The sequence below is a fragment of the Nocardioides mesophilus genome, from assembly GCF_014395785.1.
Classification (GTDB): Bacteria; Actinomycetota; Actinomycetes; order Propionibacteriales; family Nocardioidaceae; genus Nocardioides_B; species Nocardioides_B mesophilus.
The window spans coordinates 1,877,311-1,894,821 of sequence record NZ_CP060713.1 but is presented as its reverse complement, the minus strand read 5'-3'; the positions used below and the strand labels follow the sequence as shown (position 1 = coordinate 1,894,821).

The following is a 17,511-nucleotide window of genomic DNA, read 5'->3' as shown; positions in this document are numbered from 1 at the left end:
CGGCCGGCTCACCACTGGGCTCCGAAGCAGACGAACGGCGCCGGCGGCTCCTGCGGGTCGGCCTCCTGCTGCGCCTGGGCCAGGGCAGCGGCCGACCCGGCCCCGGCGGCCATCGCCCGGTGCAGCCGGGTCATCGTCGAGGCGGCCACGTCGTCGCGGACCCGGGCCACCCCGGCCAGCACCGACCGGACTCCGAGGTGCAGCAGCACGTGGGTGAGGCCGAGGCCTTCGTCGCCGGGCCGTGGGGTGGCGAGACCGACCTCGCAGGCGGACAGCGTCACGCAGCCGGGCGCCCCGGCCGCGGCGTCGAGCTCGTAGGCGTAGAGCGGGCCGTCGGCCAGCCGCAGCGAGCTGAACAGCGGGCTCTCGGCACGGTGCGTGCCGTGCGCAGCGATGTGCAGCAGGTCCGCCTCCGCGAGCGCGGCCCGGGCCGCCGCCGTGCCGGCCTCGGCCCCCTCGAGCAGCAGCGAGCCGGGCCAGGTGCCGCTGACCTCCCGCGCCTCCGCGACCGACTCGTGCAGGCCCGGGCCGGCCAGCGCCACCACCGCCGGCCGGGCGGGACGCCGTACGCCGGTGGCGGCCAGCCAGGTCGCCGCCGCCGGCGTGACGACGGTGGGCAGACCGGTCCGGGAGGGCAGCAGGCTCCAGGGCAGCACCGCCAGCGGACCGCTGCAGGAGAGCGCCAGGGACCGGCCCGGCACGCCGAGCGGCGTGACCAGCAGGTCGTCGAGGCGGCGCAGGCCCGAGTCGAGGCTCTGCCGCACCGCCGCCGTGAGCGGGACCGGCAGGTGCGGCATCGCCAGCGCGTCCAGGTCGGCGCGCACCCGGCGTACCAGGTCCGCGACGGTCGCGATGGGGGCCAGCGGCACCAGCCTGGCACCGGAGGGCCGGACCACGACGGCCAGCCAGTCCCGCTGGTGGCGGGCGTAGCTGACGAAGACGGTTCCGCCGGCCCGGACCGCGGTGCGGACCTCGGAGAGCCGGGGTGCCTCGGGGGCGGCCGTGCCGTCGGCCTCGATCTCCCAGGCCCGGGCGCGGATGTCGCGCTGCAGTGCGGCGGCCCGGGAGCGGAGCGCGGTCACCCGGGCGTCGGCGCCGGCGTCGCCCTCGAGTGCCCGCGCCTCCTCCTCGGTCTGCCGGAGCTCCCCGAGCAGCCGCGCGGTGACCTCGTCCGAGGGCGGGCTGACCAGCGGCAGCCGCGTCGAGATGGCCCGGGACCGCTCGACGGTGCCGAGCACCCGACCCGGCGAGCCGTCGCGGACGGCGATGCCCAGACCGAGCTGCGCCAGGGCCACCCCGTGCCGGGCGCCGGCGGTCCGCAGGTCCAGCGAGCCCAGGCCGCTCTGGTAGGAGCCGAGCTCGGCCAGCCCGTGCCGGACCTCGGCCATCGCAGTGCCCCGGTCCCCCGCGCGCAGCGCGTGCAGGGCGCGGACCTCGTGCACCTGCAGGCGGGTGGCCAGCGGGTCCAGCGGGCGCAGCCGCGGCACCGGGAGCGGGCCCGGCCCCTCGGCGGGGACCGGTCCGCCGGCGCGCAGCCGGCACTCGGTCGCCAGCAGCTCCGCGGAGCGGGCCAGCTCCAGCCGGCTCTCGGCGCGGCAGGCCGCGGCCAGCTCGGCGGCGCGGCCGGCCACCCCGAGCAGCGCCCGCCGGGGTACGCCGGCGGCTGCGGCGCGACGGGCGTCGCCGGTGTCGAAGGACTCGAAGGCGTCGATCGCGGCGCGCTCGCAGCGCAGCACCAGCAGTTCGGCCTTGCGCTGCCAGCGCAGGTTCCCGCGGCGCGCGAACCGGCGACGCGCCGAGACCGCGAAGACCCGCGCGTCCCGGGCGTCGTCGTCGGCGAGCGCGCACTCCGCCCGGACCAGCTCGGTCTCGCCGAGGTCCTGGAAGAGCCGCTCGCGCCGCATCTCGGCGGCCGCCCGCGCGAGGATGCTGTCGGCGTCGCGGACCAGCCCGGCCTCGCGCAGCGCCCGGGCGTGGTCGATCTGCATGGCGGGGACCGGCCCGCCCGGACAGGTGCGGGCGGCCTCCTCGAAGGCGGCCAGCGCGCGCGGGATCCGGCCGGCCAGGAAGTCGACGTAGCCGAGGTTGTGCCGGGCCATCGAGGCCAGGCGGGCGTCGTCGGCGTCCTCGGCGAAGGCCACCGAGCGCGCGAGGTCCGCCGCGGCGCGGGTCAGGTCGGCGTGCTCGAGGTGCAGCACGCCGCGGTTGAGCATCACGATCGCCCGGTCCCGGTCGGGGGCGGCGTCGATCAGTGCCGCGGCGTCGTCGAAGGCGGCCAGCGCGGCGCGGGTGTCGCCGGAGCGCAGCACCACCAGGGCCCGCTGGCCCCGCACCGTCGCCTGCAGCGCGGCGGACCCGATCCGGACCGCGAGCTCCTCGGCGCGGTCCAGCAGCGCGAGTGCCCCGGTCAGGTCGCCGCTGGTGTCGAAGAGCGGTGCCGACTCACTGAGCAGGGTGCGGGCCACCACGGCGAGGGCGGCCGGCTCCGGCTCCAGCCGCTCCGCGCGCCGCCGTACCGACCGGAGCAGCCGGACGGCCTCCGCCGGCCGCCCGTCGTGGAACATCTCGACGGCCTGGTGCACCTCCGCCTCCAGGCGGGCGGGGTCGGTCGGGGGGAGGTTCTCGGGGGCGCGGGTGGGAGCCGTGGCCACCCCGCGAACCTACAGCTTGAACAGGGGGGTGACCACCAGCTCGTCGGTGTCCTCGGTGTCCAGCGCGTGCAGGACCAGCTGCACGAAGCCCTCCCGCAGGTCGTCGACGACGAAGCGGCCGCCGGCGTCGGTGCGGACCTCGCGGTGCGCCCCCTGCATCCGCAGGTGGATGCGCCGGGCGCCCAGCGGGCTGACCCAGCCGTCGATGCGCACCCGCGCGGCGCCCGCGCGCGAGACCGTCACCATGGCAGTCAACCGGTCGGCGCTGAAGGTGAGCGTGTCCGTGCGCACGGTGCTGCCGGTGCTCGCGGTGTCGCTGCGCACGGAGCCGGACTCCGCCGGCAGCCGGGTCATCTCCGCGACCTCCTCGAAGACCTCGTCGAGCGCGAGGGCGAACCGGACGCGTGCCACCAGATCGTCGGGGACGGGGTCGACGGCGTCGTACATCGCGGCCACCTCCTGCAGCAGCGCCGTGTCGGCGCCGTCGAGGGGACGCCCGGCGCCCGGCACCTGTGGCTCCTCGGTCATGACAGCTGTCCTTCCCACTCGGGGTCGCGGTCGAGCTCGGCGCGCAGCTTGGCGAGGCAGCGCCCGCGGGTCGGGCCGATGCTGCCCACCGGCATCCCGAGGGACTCGGCCAGCAGGGCGTAGTCGGGGCGGTCGGCGAACGCGATCACGCCGACGAGCTGGCGGCACCGCGCCGGCAGCCGGTGCACGTGCTCCCAGAGCCGGCGCTGGCGGGTGCTGCGCAGCACGGTCTCGTCCGGCAGCGTCTCCGGCCGGTCGGGCAGCGTCATCAGCTCCTCGCCGTCGACGCCGAAGACGCCGCCCACCCGGTCGGCGTCCGCCCTGACCCGCTTGGACACCCGCCAGGACTCCCGGCGCACGGTCGTGAGCAGCCACTTCACGACCGTGTGCGGGTCCCGGATCGTGGCACCGCTGCGCAGCAGGCTGAGCCAGGCCGACTGCACGACGTCCTCCGCGGCCGCCGGATCCAGCCCGGCGCCCCGGGCGGTCCGCCACAGCAGCGGGGTCAGTGCCTCCACCAGCTCGTCGAGCGCCTCGCGCTCACCGCCCTGGTAGCGGGCGAACGCGGCGGTCGCCCGGTCGACGAGCGTCCCGCCGCCGGGTCGGGTCTCGATCACTGCCTCAGCTCCCTTCCGGCGAGCCGGCCCAGCCGGCTGCGCACGCGGGCCACCGCGGCGGCGGTGCCCAGGTCGGTGTCGCCCTCGCGGTAGGCCTCGGCCAGCGCCGCGGCGATCTCGCCTGCGAGCACCGGCGCGGCGAAGGAGGTCCCGCTCCACACCCCGAACCCGGAGGTGAAGTCGTCGGGGTCGAGGGCGGCCCGGTGGTCGCCGTCGGCCGTGACCACCTCGTGGCTCGGGCTCGCCGAGGCGTCGTAGGTGATCGGGAAGGTGCTGACCAGGGACGCCCCCGGCCGCAGGTAGCCCACCCAGGGCCCGTCGTTGCTGAACAGCGCGATCGTGCCGTCCGGGTTGCGGGCGCCCACGCTGCTCACCGGGACGACCTCGGGGTCGTCGGGCACCGGCCCGCCCGGGTGCGGGGCGAAGGCGGCCGGGTAGATCGGCCGGGTGGTGGCGTCGTTGCCCGCGGAGACGACCACGGCGGCGCCGTACCGGCCGAGCAGCGCGATCGGCCCGTGCAGCAGGGCGTCGAAGGCGGCGTCGACCGGCTGCTCGTGGTAGTAGCCGAGCGAGAGCGAGACCACGTCGACCGGCCGGTCCCCGGAGCTCCCGTTGCGGGCGAGCACCTGGCGCAGCGCGAGCAGCTGCAGGTTGCGCAGCAGGTCCGACTCGGCGACCTGGCCGTCGTTGCCGTAGGTGCGGATGTCCAGGACCAGGGCCTCCGGGCAGGCCTGCCGGACCAGCCCGGCGATGAAGGTGCCGTGCCCGGAGTCGGTGGCGAGCTCGCCGACCATCTCCTCGCTGACCCCGAGCAGCTGGGCGCGGGCGGAGACCGGGTCGATGCCGATGCGCAGGCCCCCCACCTGCACGTCGCGCTCCACGAAACGCTCGCCGAGCCACGGGTGCTCCCCGACGCCGGTGTCGAGGACCGCCACCACCGGGCGGGGCACGTCGGAGTCGAGGTCGTACGACGGCGTGGGGGACGCGCCGGTCCAGCTGACCGGCTGCCGGCCGCCCCAGCCGGGCTGGGCGTACTGGGTGACGCCGTGCCCCGCGGTCACGGGATGGCCCGCGGTCACGGGATGGCCGGCGGTGACCGGCTGCCCCGCGATCGTCAGCCCGGAGCCGCCGGGGTCGGCGACCACCGGGTGGTCGAGCCCGAGGTCGCCGTGGCGGGCCGAGTCGCGACCCACCCGCACCCGGTAGGCCTGCAGCAGCCGCCAGGTGTCGATCGGCTTGAAGACCGGCTGCTGCGGCTCCGGCACCAGCCGGACCCGGCGCACCCAAACCGCGTCGAGCTGCTCGCGCTGCTCCGCGGTGAGCGCCGCGCCGGCGAGCGCAGCCTCCTCCTGCTCGCTGCGGGGGTCCCACGCGAGCGCGAAGCCGGCCTCTCCGGCGACGTCGCGGAGGGCCCGGAGGGTGTCGGGGTGGAAGCCGCGGACCAGCAGGGTGTCGGCGACGAAGGCGGTCGGCCGGACGGCCGGCTGGTCCTGGACCTGGTAGGCGGTCAGCGGGTCGAGGACCCGGACGTTGAGCAGGTCGCGCCCGGCCTCCCGCAGGTGCGGCGGGGTCGGGGAGAGGTCCGGCACGGCCGGCCGGCCGCCCCGGCGTGGTCCTCGGCTGCTGCGCTCCATGCGGTGTGCCCGTCCTCCTCGGCTCGGCGGCCCCCGACGCGGTGACGTCCGGTGCTGCTGCGGAGCATATTGATCCCGGCGCCTGCGCGGGTGCCGCCCGGTTTCGGACGACGTGCCCGCCCCGGCCGACGCGCGGCGGCCCCGGGCCCGCCGGAGCCCACCCCCGTGGGGGCTCCGACGGGCCGCGGAGGGCCGCCGCTCCCTGGGAGAAGGTGGCGGCCCCGCCTGACCGGTGCTGCCCCCCTGGCCACTGACCGGTCCGTGGCCCCCGGCCACACCAGGAAGGAGCGCGGCCGGGGCGCCCTGATACCTGCTCCGACGAAGAAGTTTTCGGGGACGTGCGGCCCGGCCCTCAGCCGGTCGCTGGCGGCGTCCCGTCGCGGACGATCCGGTCCCCCCGGGTGATCCGGGCGTAGCCGAGCGCGGTCAGCAGGTAGCCGACCGCCAGCACGCCCAGGACCGCGTAGGAGCGGCCGTCGGGGGGCAGCACCGCCGCAGCGACCGCGGCCGCGGCGACGAAGGCGACGTTGAAGATCACGTCGTAGAGCGAGAAGATCCGCCCCCGGAACGCGTCGTCGACGTGCACCTGGACCAGTGTGTCGACGCAGATCTTGATGCCTTGGGAGGCGAGGCCGAGGAAGAACGCGGCCACCAGCAACGCCGGCCTGGTGTAGAGGGCGGCGGGGAACAGCTGCGTGACCGCGGCGCAGACCAGCAGGATCACGATCCATGACCGCTGCGGGATCCGGTCGGTGACCACCGGGGTGAGGAAGGCGGCGGCGAAGAAGCCGAGGCCGCTGACCAGGATCGCCACCGACAGGTCGGCGAAGGCGGCGTCGCTCTCGCTCGGGTCGTGGAAGTAGTTGCGGTAGAGCAGGATCAGCGCCACGGTCGAGACGCCGTAGAAGAACCGGTGCGCCCCGATCGCCGCCAGCCCGTACGCCGCGGGCCGCCGCTCCGCGAGGTGCCGCAGCCCGTCCATGAGCCCACGGGCGACGTGCCGCACGGCCTCGCGGACGGCGGGCCGGTCCGGGGCGAAGTCCGGGCCCAGCAGCTCGCGGGGGATCCGCAGCGCGAGCAGGCCGGCGACGCCGTACAGCAGCGAGGCCAGCGCGAGCACCCCCACGTCGGCGTCGATGCCGAGCGCCGGCCAGGCGAAGCGCGAGCCGGTGCCCAGGGCCAGCCCGGCGAGGAAGGCCATCGTGCCGGCGGTCGGGGTGACCGCGTTGGCGGTGACCAGGTCCTCGGCGGAGACCACGTGCGGCAGCGAGGCCGACAGCCCGGCGAGCAGGAACCGGTTCACCGAGAGCGAGACCAGGATCAGCGCGAACAGCCCGGTGCCCCGCAGGTCGGCGGCCACCCCGATCGCGAGCACCCCCACCAGCCCGACCCGGGCGAAGTTGGCGAGGGCCAGCACCTGACGGCGCGACCACCGGTCCAGGAACACGCCGACGAACGGGCCGAGCACGCTGAAGGGCAGCAGCACCACCGCGAGCGTCTCGGCGATCGCCGACGGAGAGGGCTGCTGCTCGGGGGAGAAGATGACGTAGGAGGCCAGCGCGGTCTGGAACACGCCGTCGGTCAGCTGGCTCGCGACGCGCACCGCGAACAGGCGCCGGAACCACGACCCACGCAACAAGTGGGAAAGGTGGCGGGCGGCGCTCATAGCGGGCATGCTGTCATCTCGACGACGCCCGCGGGCAGGGACCTGGGGAGGGACCTGCGGCACCGGCTCGACACGCGAGGGGGATCCACGGATGGGGTACGACGTGCCACCGGTCCCGGAGACGTTGATCGAGGACCTCGCCTACAACCTCGGCGAGGTGGAAGCGCGTCGCTGGCTGGTCGCCGCCCGGGAGGTCGCCGGCCGGCTGATCGCGCAGTGGCAGCTGGTCCCGCACCAGGTGCTCGCCGGCGGTGCCATGTCGCTGTGCGTCAAGTGCGCCGACCCCGAGGGCCGCGAGCTCGTGCTCAAGGTGCCCACCGACGTCGCGGGCGGCGCCGCCGAGACCGCCGCCCTGCGGGCCTGGGCCGGTGACGGGGCCCCCGCCTGCTCAGGGAGGACCCGGCGACCTCCGCGATGCTGATGGGCTTCCTCGGCTGGGTCGGGGAGGGCAGCTACGAGCTGGTCGACATCGTGGACCTCAGCGAGCGGCTGCACACCGCCGCCGCGGACGGCTTCCCGTTCGGGAACGTGCAGGACAACCTCGACCGGCGGATCCACTGGGCCCGGACCCGGTTCGGCGAGGACGGCTGCGAGCGGCACCGCCGCGACCTCGACGGCGCGCTCCGGCTGCTGGAGGGCCTGCTGGACGATGGTGCGCGGGAGGCTCCGGTGCTGCTGCACGGCGACCTGCAGGCCAAGAACCTCATCGTCTGCGGCGACCGACTGACCGCGGTGGACCCGCTGCCGGTGCTGGGCCCGCCGGTGTTCGACCTGGCGTTCTGGATCGCCAAGAGCGTGCACGACCACCCCACGGCGACGTACCTCGACCAGGTCTGCGAGCTGCGCCCCGACACCGACCGCGACCGGCTGGTGCGCTGGACCTGGGCGCTCGCCGTGCTCGAGAACCGGCCGGCGCTGCCGCGCGGGCGCGAGCAGCGTCAGGAGTTCATCGACGGGCTCAGGCCCGAGGTGCTTGCCTCGGTCTGACCGGCCGCTGCCGACCGGGCGCCACGGCCGCGGGCCCGGAGCCGGGCCCGCGGCGGCGTGGTCAGCGCTCGACGTCTCCGCGGATGAACGCCTCGACCTGGGCGCGGCCCTGGTCGTCGGGCAGCTGCACCGGCGGGGACTTCATCAGGTACGTCGACGCCGAGTGGATCGGGCCGCCGATGCCGCGGTCCAGGGCGATCTTCGCCGCACGGATGGCGTCGATGATGATGCCGGCGCTGTTCGGGGAGTCCCACACCTCGAGCTTGTACTCCAGGTTCAGCGGGACGTCGCCGAAGGCGCGACCCTCGAGCCGGACGTAGGCCCACTTGCGGTCGTCGAGCCACTGGACGTAGTCCGAGGGGCCGATGTGCACGTTGCGGGCGCCGAGGTCGTGCTCGATGTTCGAGGTGACCGCCTGCGTCTTGGAGATCTTCTTCGACTCCAGCCGCTCCCGCTCGAGCATGTTCTTGAAGTCCATGTTGCCGCCGACGTTGAGCTGGTAGGTGCGGTCCAGCACCACGCCTCGGTCCTCGAACAGCTTGGCCATCACCCGGTGGGTGATGGTGGCGCCCACCTGGGACTTGATGTCGTCCCCGACGATGGGGACCCCGGCGTCCTCGAACTTCTTGGCCCAGACGGGGTCGGAGGCGATGAACACCGGCAGCGCGTTGACGAAGGCCACGCCCGCGTCGATGGCGCACTGGGCGTAGAACTTGTCGGCCTCCTCCGAGCCCACCGGCAGGTAGGAGACCAGCACGTCGGCGCGGGTGTCCTTGAGGGTCTGCACGACGTCGACCGGCTCCGCGTCGGACTCCTCGATGGTCAGGCGGTAGTACTTGCCCAGGCCGTCGAGGGTGGGTCCGCGCAGGACGGTGATCCCGGTCGGGGGGACGTCGGCGATCTTGATCGTGTTGTTCTCCGAGCTGGTGATCGCCTCGGACAGGTCGAAGCCGACCTTCTTGGCGTCCACGTCGAACGCGGCCACGAACTCGACGTCGGAGACGTGGTACTCGCCGAACTTGACGTGCATGAGGCCCGGGACGGCGGCCTCGGGGTCGGCGTCCTTGTAGTACTCCACGCCCTGGATGAGGGAGGTGGCGCAGTTGCCCACTCCCACGATTGCTACTCGTACCGAACCCATCGGGGTCCTTCCCTTCTCTGTCGCTGCTGCTCAGTCGCTGGTCTGGGGTGCTGCTGGTCGGGTGATGCTGTCGGTCTCGGCCCCATCGGCCCCATCGGCGCGGACTTCCCGGACTTCCCGGACTGCGCCGTCGGTGCCGCGCTCGGCGTTGATCAGCTCGGAGAGCCAGCGCACCTCCCGCTGCACCGACTCGACGCCGTGGCGCTGGAGCTCGGTGGCATAGCGGTCCATCTGCTGCTGGGTCTTGTCGAGCTGCCCCTGGACGCGCTCGAGGCGCTCCTCGAGCCGGGCTCGCCGGCCCTCCAGGATGCGCAGCCGGATCTCCATGTCGGTCCGGCCGAAGAACGCGAAGCGGACGTCGAAGCTGTCGTCCTCCCACGAGGAGGGACCGGCCTCCGACATCAGCATCGTGAACCGGTCCTCGCCCGCGGAGGTCAGCGCGTAGACGATGCGCTGCCGGCGGCTGGCCGTGACGGGCGCCGTGCTGAGGTCCTCCGCGATCCAGCCGGCCCGGACCAGCTTCTTGAGGGCGGGGTAGAGCGAGCCGTAGGAGAGCACCCGGCTCCAGCCGAGGACGCCGTTGAGCTGCTTGCGCAGCTCGTAGCCGTGCATGGGCGACTCGTGGAGCAGGCCGAGGACGGCCAGCTCCAGCGTCTCGCCGCGTCGTGCCACGCGGTCACCGTCCCTGCTGCTCGGAGGGCCTGCGCGCGTCGCACCAGCCCCCGTGTCGTATCGGTCGTACCTATCGTATCGATATATCGCGGCGCGGCCACCACCGGGAGCCGCCCGGCCTGGACCGGGGCGGCGATTGCCGGCCGCCGGGGCTCCGCCCGTACCCTGGGGCCGGAAGGCGCCGGTCCTGACGGACCGACGCCCTGCGTCATGTCCCCGTCCCCACGGAGTTCGCACGGTGAGTGCCCCACGCAAAGCCAACGGATCCGGCCCGGGCCGTCGGGCGAGCACGCCCGCGTCCGCGAGCTCGCGGAAGAAGGGCGACGGGACCACGACGGCGAAACGGTCCTGGCCACGGCGGATCCTGCGCTGGGGGCTGTGGGCGATGCTGGGCTTCTTCCTGCTCGGCTGCGCCGCGTTCGCCTACGGCTACATGGCCACCGACATCCCGGACCCGAACCAGGACTTCGAGACCCAGACGACCTTCGTCTACTACGCCGACGGCAAGACCGAGCTGGGGCGCTTCGCCGACCAGAACCGGACCAGCGTGGCGCTCTCCGACGTCCCGCAGCACGTGCAGGACGCGGTGATCGCCGCGGAGGACCGCACGTTCTACACGAACAAGGGCATCGACCCGAAGGGCATCCTGCGCGCCGCGTTCAACAACGCGCAGGGCAACGCCACCCAGGGCGCCTCGACGATCACCCAGCAGTACGTGAAGATCTACTACCTCTCCTCCGACCGCACCCTGACCCGCAAGGTCAAGGAGGCGTTCCTCTCGCTGAAGCTGCAGAACAGCGTGTCGAAGGAGGAGATCCTCCAGGGCTACCTGAACACCATCTACTTCGGTCGCGGTGCCTACGGCATCCAGGCCGCGGCGCAGGCGTACTTCGACAAGGACGCCGCGGACCTCACCGTCGCGGAGGGCGCGGCGCTCGCCGCGATCCTGAACTCGCCGGAGAACTTCGACCCCGCGGACGGCAAGGGCCCCAAGCAGCGGCTGCTCGGCCGCTACCAGTACGTCCTCGAGGGCATGGCCGACATGGGCAACCTCGACGCCGACAAGGCCGCGAAGCTGGCCCGCCGGCTGCCGAAGTTCCCCGAGCAGCAGGTCCAGGACCAGTACGGCGGCCAGCGCGGCCACGTCCTCATGATGGTCCGCAAGGCGCTCGCCGCGGAGGGCTTCAGCGACGCCGACATCGAGGGCGGCGGCCTGCGGGTCACCACCACGTTCACCCGCAAGGCGATGCGGGCCGCGCAGTCCGCGGTGCTCGAGAAGCGTCCCAAGGGGCTCAAGCAGCTGCACGTGGGGGTCGCCTCGGTCGACCCCACCACCGGGGCGCTGCGCGCGATCTACGGCGGTCAGGACTACCTCGACAGCCAGATCAACTGGGCGCTCGCCGGCGGGTCGCCGGGGTCGGCGTTCAAGCCGTTCGCGCTCGCGGCCGGGCTGCAGGACGGCTACTCGCTGAAGAGCACCTTCCAGGGGAACTCGCCCTACGTGTTCCCCAACGGTGACCAGGTCGTCAACGAGGGCCCCGGCGACGGCAACGACTACGGCGCGGCGATCGACCTGGTCACCGCGACCGAGGAGTCGGTGAACACCGCCTACATCGACCTGACCGTGAGCATGAAGGACGGGCCGGAGAAGATCCTCGGCACCGCCGTGGACATGGGCATCCCCAAGGACGCGCCGGGTCTGAAGCCCACCTCCGGGATCTCGCTGGGCTCGGCGACGATCAGCCCGATCGAGATGGCCAACGCCTACGGCACGATCGCCGACAACGGCGTCGCCCGCGACTGGTTCGTGCTGTCCAAGGTGCGCTCCTCGACCGGCAAGGACCTCTACACGCACGAGGCCAAGGGCAAGCGGGTCCTCTCCGAGGACATCGACTCCGACGTCTCCTACGCGCTGCAGAAGGTGGTCGAGGAGGGCACCGGCGCCAACGCCCAGGCGCTGGGCCGGCCGGCGGGCGGCAAGACCGGCACCGCCACGAACGCCGACGGCGACGTCTCCTCCTCGTGGTTCGTCGGCTACACCCCGCAGATGGTGACCGCGGTCATGTACGTCCGCGGCGACGGCAACGACGCGCTCAACGACTACCTGCCGCCGCCCTACGGCTACTTCGGTGCCGGCTACCCGACCCAGACCTGGGTCGCGGTGATGCAGCAGCTGATGGACGGCGTGCCGGTCGAGCAGTTCCCCGAGCCGGCCTTCGTGGACGCCAAGAACCAGGACCACAGCCCGACGCCGACCCCCATCTACACGCCGCCCCCGGCTCCCGAGCCCACGCAGCAGCCGACCCGGACCCAGGCGCCGCCGCCGACCACCTCGGCGCCGCCGCCCCCGCCGCCGACCACCTCCGCGCCGCCGCCCCCGCCGCCGACCACCTCCGCGCCGCCCCCACCGCCGACCCCCAGCCTCCCCGCTCCCACCGGGTCGCCGGGTGGCGGTGGCGGACCCAGCGGCGGCCCCGGCCCGCAGGGCGGCGGCCCCGGTGGCACGGGTGGCCCGGGCGGCACCGGTGGCGGCACGGCCACCGGGACCGGCACCGAGCCCTCCTCCGGGACCTAGCGCGGTGACCCGGTGAGCACCGACTCCGAGAAGCTGCCGCTGGTCCGCCCCACCCACGAGGACCCGGTGGCCACCGCGGCCAGCGAGGGGATCGGGGGGCCGGTCGGCGAGCACGCCGCCCCGCACCCGTTCTGGACGCCCGTGCGCGTGATCCTGGCCGTCACCTGTGTCGTGCTGATGCTGGGCATGCTGCAGAAGACGCCCTGCGTGCAGGCGCACTGGACCGGCGGCAACGAGCGCTACGCGGCCGCCTGCTACTCCGACGTGCCCTACCTCTACACCGGGCGCGGCTTCGCGGAGAGGTCGGTCCCCTACAGCGACACCGGCGGCCGCTACCAGGTGATGGAGTACCCCGTCGTCATCGGCTACTTCGCGTACGGCGCCGCGCTGGTGACGCACGCGCTCAGCGGCTGGCCGGACCTGACGGCCCGGTCCGCCGTCCCCGGCGACCAGGTGTTCTCGGTGCCAGGGGTGGCCGCGGAGTCCTGGCTCTACTTCCAGGTGACCGCGGTGCTGCTGGCCGGCTTCGGGCTGCTGGCCGCGTGGTTCCTGGCCGGCACCCACCGCCGGCGGCCCTGGGACGCGATGCTCTTCGCCGCCAGCCCGGCGCTGCTGCTGGCCTGGCTGGTCAACTGGGACCTGCTCGCGGTGGCCGCGGTCGCGGGCGCGCTGTGGGCCTGGTCGCGGGGCCGTCCGCTGCTGAGCGGGGTGCTGATCGGGCTGGGCACCGCGGCGAAGCTCTACCCGCTGTTCCTGCTCGGCGCGCTGCTGGTCGTCTGCTTGCGCCGACGCCGGCTGCCGGCGTTCGGCTGGGCCGTGCTCGGCGCCGTCGGGGCCTGGCTGCTGGTGAACCTGCCGCCGATGCTCTACGGCTTCGAGCAGTGGAAGGTGTTCTGGTCCTTCAACGGGGAGCGGGGCGCCGACCTCGGCTCGCTGTGGCTGATCTGGCAGCAGGCCGGCCACACGGTGACCTCCTCCGGGATCAACCTGGCCTCGTGGATCTGGTTCGGTGCCGTGTGCGTCGCGGTCCTGGCCCTCGGGCTGCTGGCGCCGCGCACCCCGCGGATCCCGCAGCTGGCGCTGCTGATCGTGGTCGGCTTCCTGGTGGTCAACAAGGTCTACTCACCGCAGTACGTCCTGTGGCTGCTGCCGCTGGCCGTGCTGGCGCGACCGCGGTGGCGCGACCTGCTGATCTGGCAGGGCGCCGAGGTCCTCTACTTCTTCGCGGTCTGGTTCTACCTCGGCCAGTTCACCGCCTCCGCGGCCAGCGGCCAGCCCGACCACGCCTACTGGATCGCCATCCTGGTCCGGGTGGCCGCCGAGCTGTGGCTGGCCGGCGTCGTGGTCCGCGACATCCTGGCCCCGTGGCACGACCCGGTGCGCGCCGACGGGCTCACCGACGACCCCATGGAGCCGCCCCGGGCGGCCCGCACCCGGCCGGTGCCGGGGCGGCGCGTGAACCGGCACGCCGGCGGCCAGCAGGCCGACGTGCCTAGCTGATCACGGTGGCGTCGAAGGAGGTCGCGGTGAACCGGACCCGGACCTCCACCTCGTCGCCGACCTCCGGCACCGGCGCGCCGTGCGGCAGGAACAGCATCGAGGCCTGCATGTGCGGCGGCTCCGCGAAGAGCCGCAGCTTGCCGCCGATGGTGTACGGCGACCGCACGAAGCCGGCCGCGTCGAGGCCACCCTTCGCGACCCGGGCGGCGCGGTCCTTCAACGTCGCCCCACCGGTCGGCGCCTCCAGACCGATGCCGTGCGCGGTGCCGCCGGAGACGATCAGGATGTGGCCGGCCTTCGGGGCGGTCCGGCTGCGGTAGCCGAACACGTCGCCGCGCTCGACCGGGTGCACGTCGAGGACGGTCGCGCGGACCCGCAGCGCGCCCCGCTCACCCAGCCAGAGGTCGGTGCCGATCCGGGGCCGGAACTCGTAGTCGGGGTAGCGCTGCCGCAGCAGGGCGGTCTCCGCGTCGGTGAGGTGCGAGACGAAGATCCGCCGGGTGGGCAGGTCGGCGGCGACCACGTCGGTCATCAGCCGCTCCACCTCGGTGAGGTGCGAGCCGCTGGAGATCGGCAGGTGCAGGGCGACGCCCTCGACGCCGACCCGCTCGGGCCGGGGGCTGCCCGGCGTACCGGCCAGCAGCTCTCCGGCCTCGCGCAGCCCGCTCGCGGAGAACCCGTGCCGGCGCATCGAGGTCATCCGCTCGAGCACCACGCGCGGCCCGTCGGTGCGGGCCGCCAGCGCCTCGAGGTCCTCGAGCCGGCCCACGGTGTGGATGACGTGCGGTGCGAAGAGCGCCGCCCGGTCGAAGGGACGCCACGGGGTGAGCACCATGACGTCGCCGGGGAACGACCCCCGGGCGGGGCCGACCTCCTCGTACATCCCGACGGCCACCGTGTCCAGGCCCAGCCGGGCGGCCTCGCCGGCCAGCCGAGGGATCCCGAAGCCGTAGCCGTTGCCCTTGACGACCGGGACGATGGCGGGCCGGGTGTCGCGGACGTGGTCGAGGTGGGCGCGCCAGCGGTCGCCGTCGACGTAGAGGGAGAGCGACATCCGGTTCACCTCCCCCGACGGGCCATGTAGAGCGAGAACGCCTTGTAGAGCAGCGGTCGCAGCGGCAGGTCCCACTCGCCGGCGTACTCGACCGCCTCGCCGCCGGTGCCGACCTTGAACTGGATCAGCCCGACGTGGGAGTCGTCGGGATCGAGGGTGTCGGTGATGCCGCGCAGGTCGTAGACGTCGGCCCCGGCGGCCAGGGCGTCCTGGATCATCGCCCACTGGACCGCGTTGGAGCCGCGGACGTCGCGCTTCTCGGTGGAGGAGGCTCCGTAGGAGTACCAGGTGTGGCCGCCGACCCGGACCAGGATCGTGGCGGCGACCAGGTCGCCCTCGTGGCGGCCCAGGAAGAGCTTGATCCGGTCCGGCTCCTCGGCGTTGAGCGCACGGAACATCGTCTCGAAGTAGCTCAGCGGCCGCGGCGTGAAGTGGTCGCGCTCGGCGGTGTGCACGTAGAGGTCGTGGAACGCCTTCAGGTCCTGCTCGGCGCCCTGGGAGACCTCGACGCCGGCCTTGGCCGCCTTCTTGATGTTGCGTCGCCACTGCTGGTTCATGCCCTTGAGGAGCTCGTCCTCGGTGCGGGGCTCGCCGGCCTGCTCACCGTCGCGGTGGCGCAGCGGGATCTGGAAGTTGAACTGCGGCTGGCCCGCGGCGAAGCCGCCCTCGACCGCCTGCGGCCGCCAGCCGAGCTCCTGCAGCTGGGAGACCACCCGGGCCCCCTGCGGTGAGCGCTCGGTAGGGGGTACCTCGCCGAGCCGGGTGACGCCTTCGTCGGCCACCCCCTGCTTCACGGCGTCCGCGGACCAGCGCCGGGTGACCACCGGGGGTCCGATCCGGACCCCGAAGGCGCCCTTCCGCTTCAGGTGCGCGGTCATCGGGGTGAGCCAGTCGCCGAGCTGCTCGCTGGACCAGTCGATCACCGGCCCCTCGGGGAGGTAGGCGAGGTAGCGCTTCACCTTGGGCAGCTGCCGGTAGAGCACCAGCCCGGCGCCGACCAGCCGGCCGCCGTCGAACCAGCCCAGCGACTCCCGGCGCCACTCGCTCTTGACCTGCCCCCAGGCGGGGGTCTGCAGGAAGCTCGCCGAACGCTGCGTGCGGAGGAGCGCCAGGTGCTCGTCGGGCGTGATCGTGCGGACGGTCAGGGCGGGGGAGGTCACCTGGCGAGGCTACCGGAGCGGCTCAGACCCGCTCGCGGAGCCAGTCGAAGTCCGCGCGGTGCTCCGCGACGCCGCCGGGGGTCTCGCAGACGACCGGTGCGCCGGCCTCCCGGACGACGGCGGCGAGCTGCTCGGGGTCGATGTGGCCGGCCCCCAGGCTGGTGTGCCGGTCGGCGCCGGAGTCGAAGGCGTCGCGGCTGTCGTTGGCGTGCACGAGGTCGATCCGGCCGGTGATCCGGCGTACGTCCTCCACGACCGTGGCGAGGTCGTTGCCGCCGGCGTGTGCGTGGCAGGTGTCGAGGCAGAAGCCGACCTGCTCGAAGCCCTCGGCGGTCGAGATCGCGTCCCAGACCCGGCCGATCCGCTCCAGGTGGCGGGCCATCGCGTTGTCGCCGCCCGCGGTGTTCTCGATCAGGAGCGGGATCTTCAGGTCGGTGGCCTCGACCGCCTTGCGCCAGTTGTCGAAGCCCTTCTCCAGCAGCTCGGGGTCGTCACCGGCCTTGTCCACGTGACCGCCGTGCACGATCAGGCCCTTGGCACCGATCGCCGCGGCGGCGTCCATGTGCTGCTGGAGCAGCTTGCGGCTCGGGATCCGGATCCGGTTGTTCGTGGTGGCGACGTTGATGATGTACGGCGCGTGCACGTAGAGGTCGACGCCGGCCTCGAGGGCCGCCTCGCGCAGCGCGTCCGCGCCGCCGGCGTACTCCACCTCGGGGCCCTTGTAGCCCTGCGGGTTCCCGAGGAAGAACTGCACGAGGTCCGCGCCACGGGCCTGCGCCTCCGCGACGGGGTCGGCCTGGGCGACGTGGGCACCGATCCTGAGCTTGACCATGGGTCCAGCCTAGGCAGTTGCGGTGCCTCCCTACGCTGGCGGCATGCGCCTGGAACGAACCGTGACCACCGACAAGCCGGTCGAGCGGGTCTTCGCCTACCTCGCCGACTTCACCACCACCACCGAGTGGGACCCCGGGACCGTGGAGACCGTCCGGGTCTCCGGCGACGGCGGCCCGGGCACGCGCTACCGCAACACCTCGAAGTTCGCCGGCCGCGAGACCGAGCTGACCTACACGGTCGTGGAGCGCGAGCAGAACCAGAAGATCGCGCTGCGCGGGCAGAACAAGACGGTCAAGGCCCTCGACACGATGACCTTCACCCCCACCACGACCGGCGGCACCGAGGTGCGCTACTCCGCCGACTTCGACTTCGGCGTGCTCACCCCGGTGCTCGGCCTCCTGCTGCGCCCGTTCTTCACCAGGCTCGGCGACGAGGCGGAGCGCGGCATGCGTGAGGCGCTCGAGCGGCTGTAGCCGGTCGAGCTCCGGGCGC

The 17,511-nt window shown here is 73.9% G+C and carries 15 protein-coding genes; 5 read left to right on the top strand and 10 right to left on the bottom strand.

The features are described from left to right. Positions 1 to 8: 8 nt before the first annotated feature. The 5 genes from H9L09_RS08950 to H9L09_RS08930 form a co-directional block, all read right to left on the bottom strand. Positions 9 to 2,651 (bottom strand): CHAT domain-containing protein, encoded by a 2,643-nt coding sequence (locus H9L09_RS08950; protein WP_187580266.1) that lies wholly within the window; start codon positions 2,649 to 2,651, stop codon positions 9 to 11. Positions 2,652 to 2,660: 9 nt separating this feature from the next. Continuing rightward, positions 2,661 to 3,179: a carboxypeptidase regulatory-like domain-containing protein gene (locus H9L09_RS08945; protein ID WP_187580265.1), complete on the bottom strand. Its 519-nt coding sequence runs from the start codon at positions 3,177 to 3,179 to the stop codon at positions 2,661 to 2,663. Then, on the bottom strand, positions 3,176 to 3,796 hold the full coding sequence (locus H9L09_RS08940; protein ID WP_223164274.1) for an RNA polymerase sigma factor: 621 nt from the start codon (positions 3,794 to 3,796) through the stop codon (positions 3,176 to 3,178). The genes H9L09_RS08945 and H9L09_RS08940 overlap by 4 nt, the downstream gene beginning before the upstream one ends. Beyond that, positions 3,793 to 5,430, bottom strand: coding sequence for a S8 family peptidase (locus H9L09_RS08935; protein WP_187580264.1), 1,638 nt, complete (start codon positions 5,428 to 5,430; stop codon positions 3,793 to 3,795). The genes H9L09_RS08940 and H9L09_RS08935 overlap by 4 nt, the downstream gene beginning before the upstream one ends. A gap of 352 nt (positions 5,431 to 5,782) precedes the next feature. After that, the gene (locus H9L09_RS08930) at positions 5,783 to 7,096 is read right to left on the bottom strand and encodes an MFS transporter (protein ID WP_187580263.1); all 1,314 of its coding nucleotides are present in this window, start codon (positions 7,094 to 7,096) and stop codon (positions 5,783 to 5,785) included. 91 nt (positions 7,097 to 7,187) lie between these two features. On the opposite strand from H9L09_RS08930, the gene H9L09_RS08925 reads away from it, so the two are divergent. Then, positions 7,188 to 7,517 carry a hypothetical protein gene (locus H9L09_RS08925; RefSeq protein ID WP_187580262.1) on the top strand — a complete coding sequence of 110 codons (330 nt, stop codon included), beginning with the start codon at positions 7,188 to 7,190 and terminating at the stop codon, positions 7,515 to 7,517. Further along, positions 7,511 to 8,083, top strand: coding sequence for a protein kinase family protein (locus tag H9L09_RS08920; protein WP_187580261.1), 573 nt, complete (start codon positions 7,511 to 7,513; stop codon positions 8,081 to 8,083). The genes H9L09_RS08925 and H9L09_RS08920 overlap by 7 nt, the downstream gene beginning before the upstream one ends. A 61-nt stretch (positions 8,084 to 8,144) precedes the next feature. On the opposite strand, the gene H9L09_RS08915 is transcribed toward H9L09_RS08920, so the two are convergent. Next, positions 8,145 to 9,224: an inositol-3-phosphate synthase gene (locus H9L09_RS08915; protein WP_187580260.1), complete on the bottom strand. Its 1,080-nt coding sequence runs from the start codon at positions 9,222 to 9,224 to the stop codon at positions 8,145 to 8,147. A gap of 30 nt (positions 9,225 to 9,254) precedes the next feature. After that, a complete protein-coding gene (locus H9L09_RS08910; protein ID WP_187580259.1) occupies positions 9,255 to 9,896 on the bottom strand; it encodes a PadR family transcriptional regulator in 642 nt (213 codons plus the stop codon). A gap of 238 nt (positions 9,897 to 10,134) precedes the next feature. On the opposite strand from H9L09_RS08910, the gene H9L09_RS08905 reads away from it, so the two are divergent. Beyond that, positions 10,135 to 12,471, top strand: a complete 2,337-nt coding sequence (locus tag H9L09_RS08905; RefSeq protein WP_246456375.1) for a transglycosylase domain-containing protein — start codon at positions 10,135 to 10,137, stop codon at positions 12,469 to 12,471. 12 nt (positions 12,472 to 12,483) lie between these two features. After that, a complete protein-coding gene (locus H9L09_RS08900; RefSeq protein ID WP_187580258.1) occupies positions 12,484 to 13,971 on the top strand; it encodes a glycosyltransferase family 87 protein in 1,488 nt (495 codons plus the stop codon). Here the strand turns inward: H9L09_RS08900 and H9L09_RS08895 are convergent. The 3 genes from H9L09_RS08895 to H9L09_RS08885 are packed head-to-tail and all read right to left on the bottom strand — an operon-like array spanning position 13,964 to position 17,017. After that, positions 13,964 to 15,025, bottom strand: a complete 1,062-nt coding sequence (locus H9L09_RS08895) for an alanine racemase (protein WP_187580257.1) — start codon at positions 15,023 to 15,025, stop codon at positions 13,964 to 13,966. The two genes, H9L09_RS08900 and H9L09_RS08895, sit on opposite strands and share 8 nt — an antisense overlap. A 5-nt stretch (positions 15,026 to 15,030) precedes the next feature. Further along, positions 15,031 to 16,185 carry a lipid II:glycine glycyltransferase FemX gene (locus H9L09_RS08890; protein ID WP_246456374.1) on the bottom strand — a complete coding sequence of 385 codons (1,155 nt, stop codon included), beginning with the start codon at positions 16,183 to 16,185 and terminating at the stop codon, positions 15,031 to 15,033. Between the two features lie 22 nt (positions 16,186 to 16,207). Next, entirely contained in the window at positions 16,208 to 17,017 is an 810-nt protein-coding gene (locus H9L09_RS08885; RefSeq protein WP_187580256.1) for a deoxyribonuclease IV, read from the bottom strand. 43 nt (positions 17,018 to 17,060) lie between these two features. Here H9L09_RS08885 and H9L09_RS08880 point away from each other — a divergent pair, with 43 nt between their 5' ends. Beyond that, entirely contained in the window at positions 17,061 to 17,492 is a 432-nt protein-coding gene (locus H9L09_RS08880; protein WP_187580255.1) for an SRPBCC family protein, read from the top strand. Positions 17,493 to 17,511: the final 19 nt, after the last annotated feature.

What these genes read in the sequence shown, in the direction of transcription:
- H9L09_RS08920 (WP_187580261.1), top strand. Translation starts at nt 7,511, where the DNA reads ATGCTGATGGGCTTCCTCGGCTGGGTCGGGGAGGGCAGCTACGAGCTG.
- H9L09_RS08915 (WP_187580260.1), bottom strand. Translation starts at nt 9,224, where the DNA reads ATGGGTTCGGTACGAGTAGCAATCGTGGGAGTGGGCAACTGCGCCACC.
- H9L09_RS08925 (WP_187580262.1), top strand. Translation starts at nt 7,188, where the DNA reads ATGGGGTACGACGTGCCACCGGTCCCGGAGACGTTGATCGAGGACCTC.
- H9L09_RS08885 (WP_187580256.1), bottom strand. Translation starts at nt 17,017, where the DNA reads ATGGTCAAGCTCAGGATCGGTGCCCACGTCGCCCAGGCCGACCCCGTC.
- H9L09_RS08935 (WP_187580264.1), bottom strand. Translation starts at nt 5,430, where the DNA reads ATGGAGCGCAGCAGCCGAGGACCACGCCGGGGCGGCCGGCCGGCCGTG.
- H9L09_RS08930 (WP_187580263.1), bottom strand. Translation starts at nt 7,096, where the DNA reads ATGAGCGCCGCCCGCCACCTTTCCCACTTGTTGCGTGGGTCGTGGTTC.
- H9L09_RS08945 (WP_187580265.1), bottom strand. Translation starts at nt 3,179, where the DNA reads ATGACCGAGGAGCCACAGGTGCCGGGCGCCGGGCGTCCCCTCGACGGC.
- H9L09_RS08880 (WP_187580255.1), top strand. Translation starts at nt 17,061, where the DNA reads ATGCGCCTGGAACGAACCGTGACCACCGACAAGCCGGTCGAGCGGGTC.
- H9L09_RS08895 (WP_187580257.1), bottom strand. Translation starts at nt 15,025, where the DNA reads ATGTCGCTCTCCCTCTACGTCGACGGCGACCGCTGGCGCGCCCACCTC.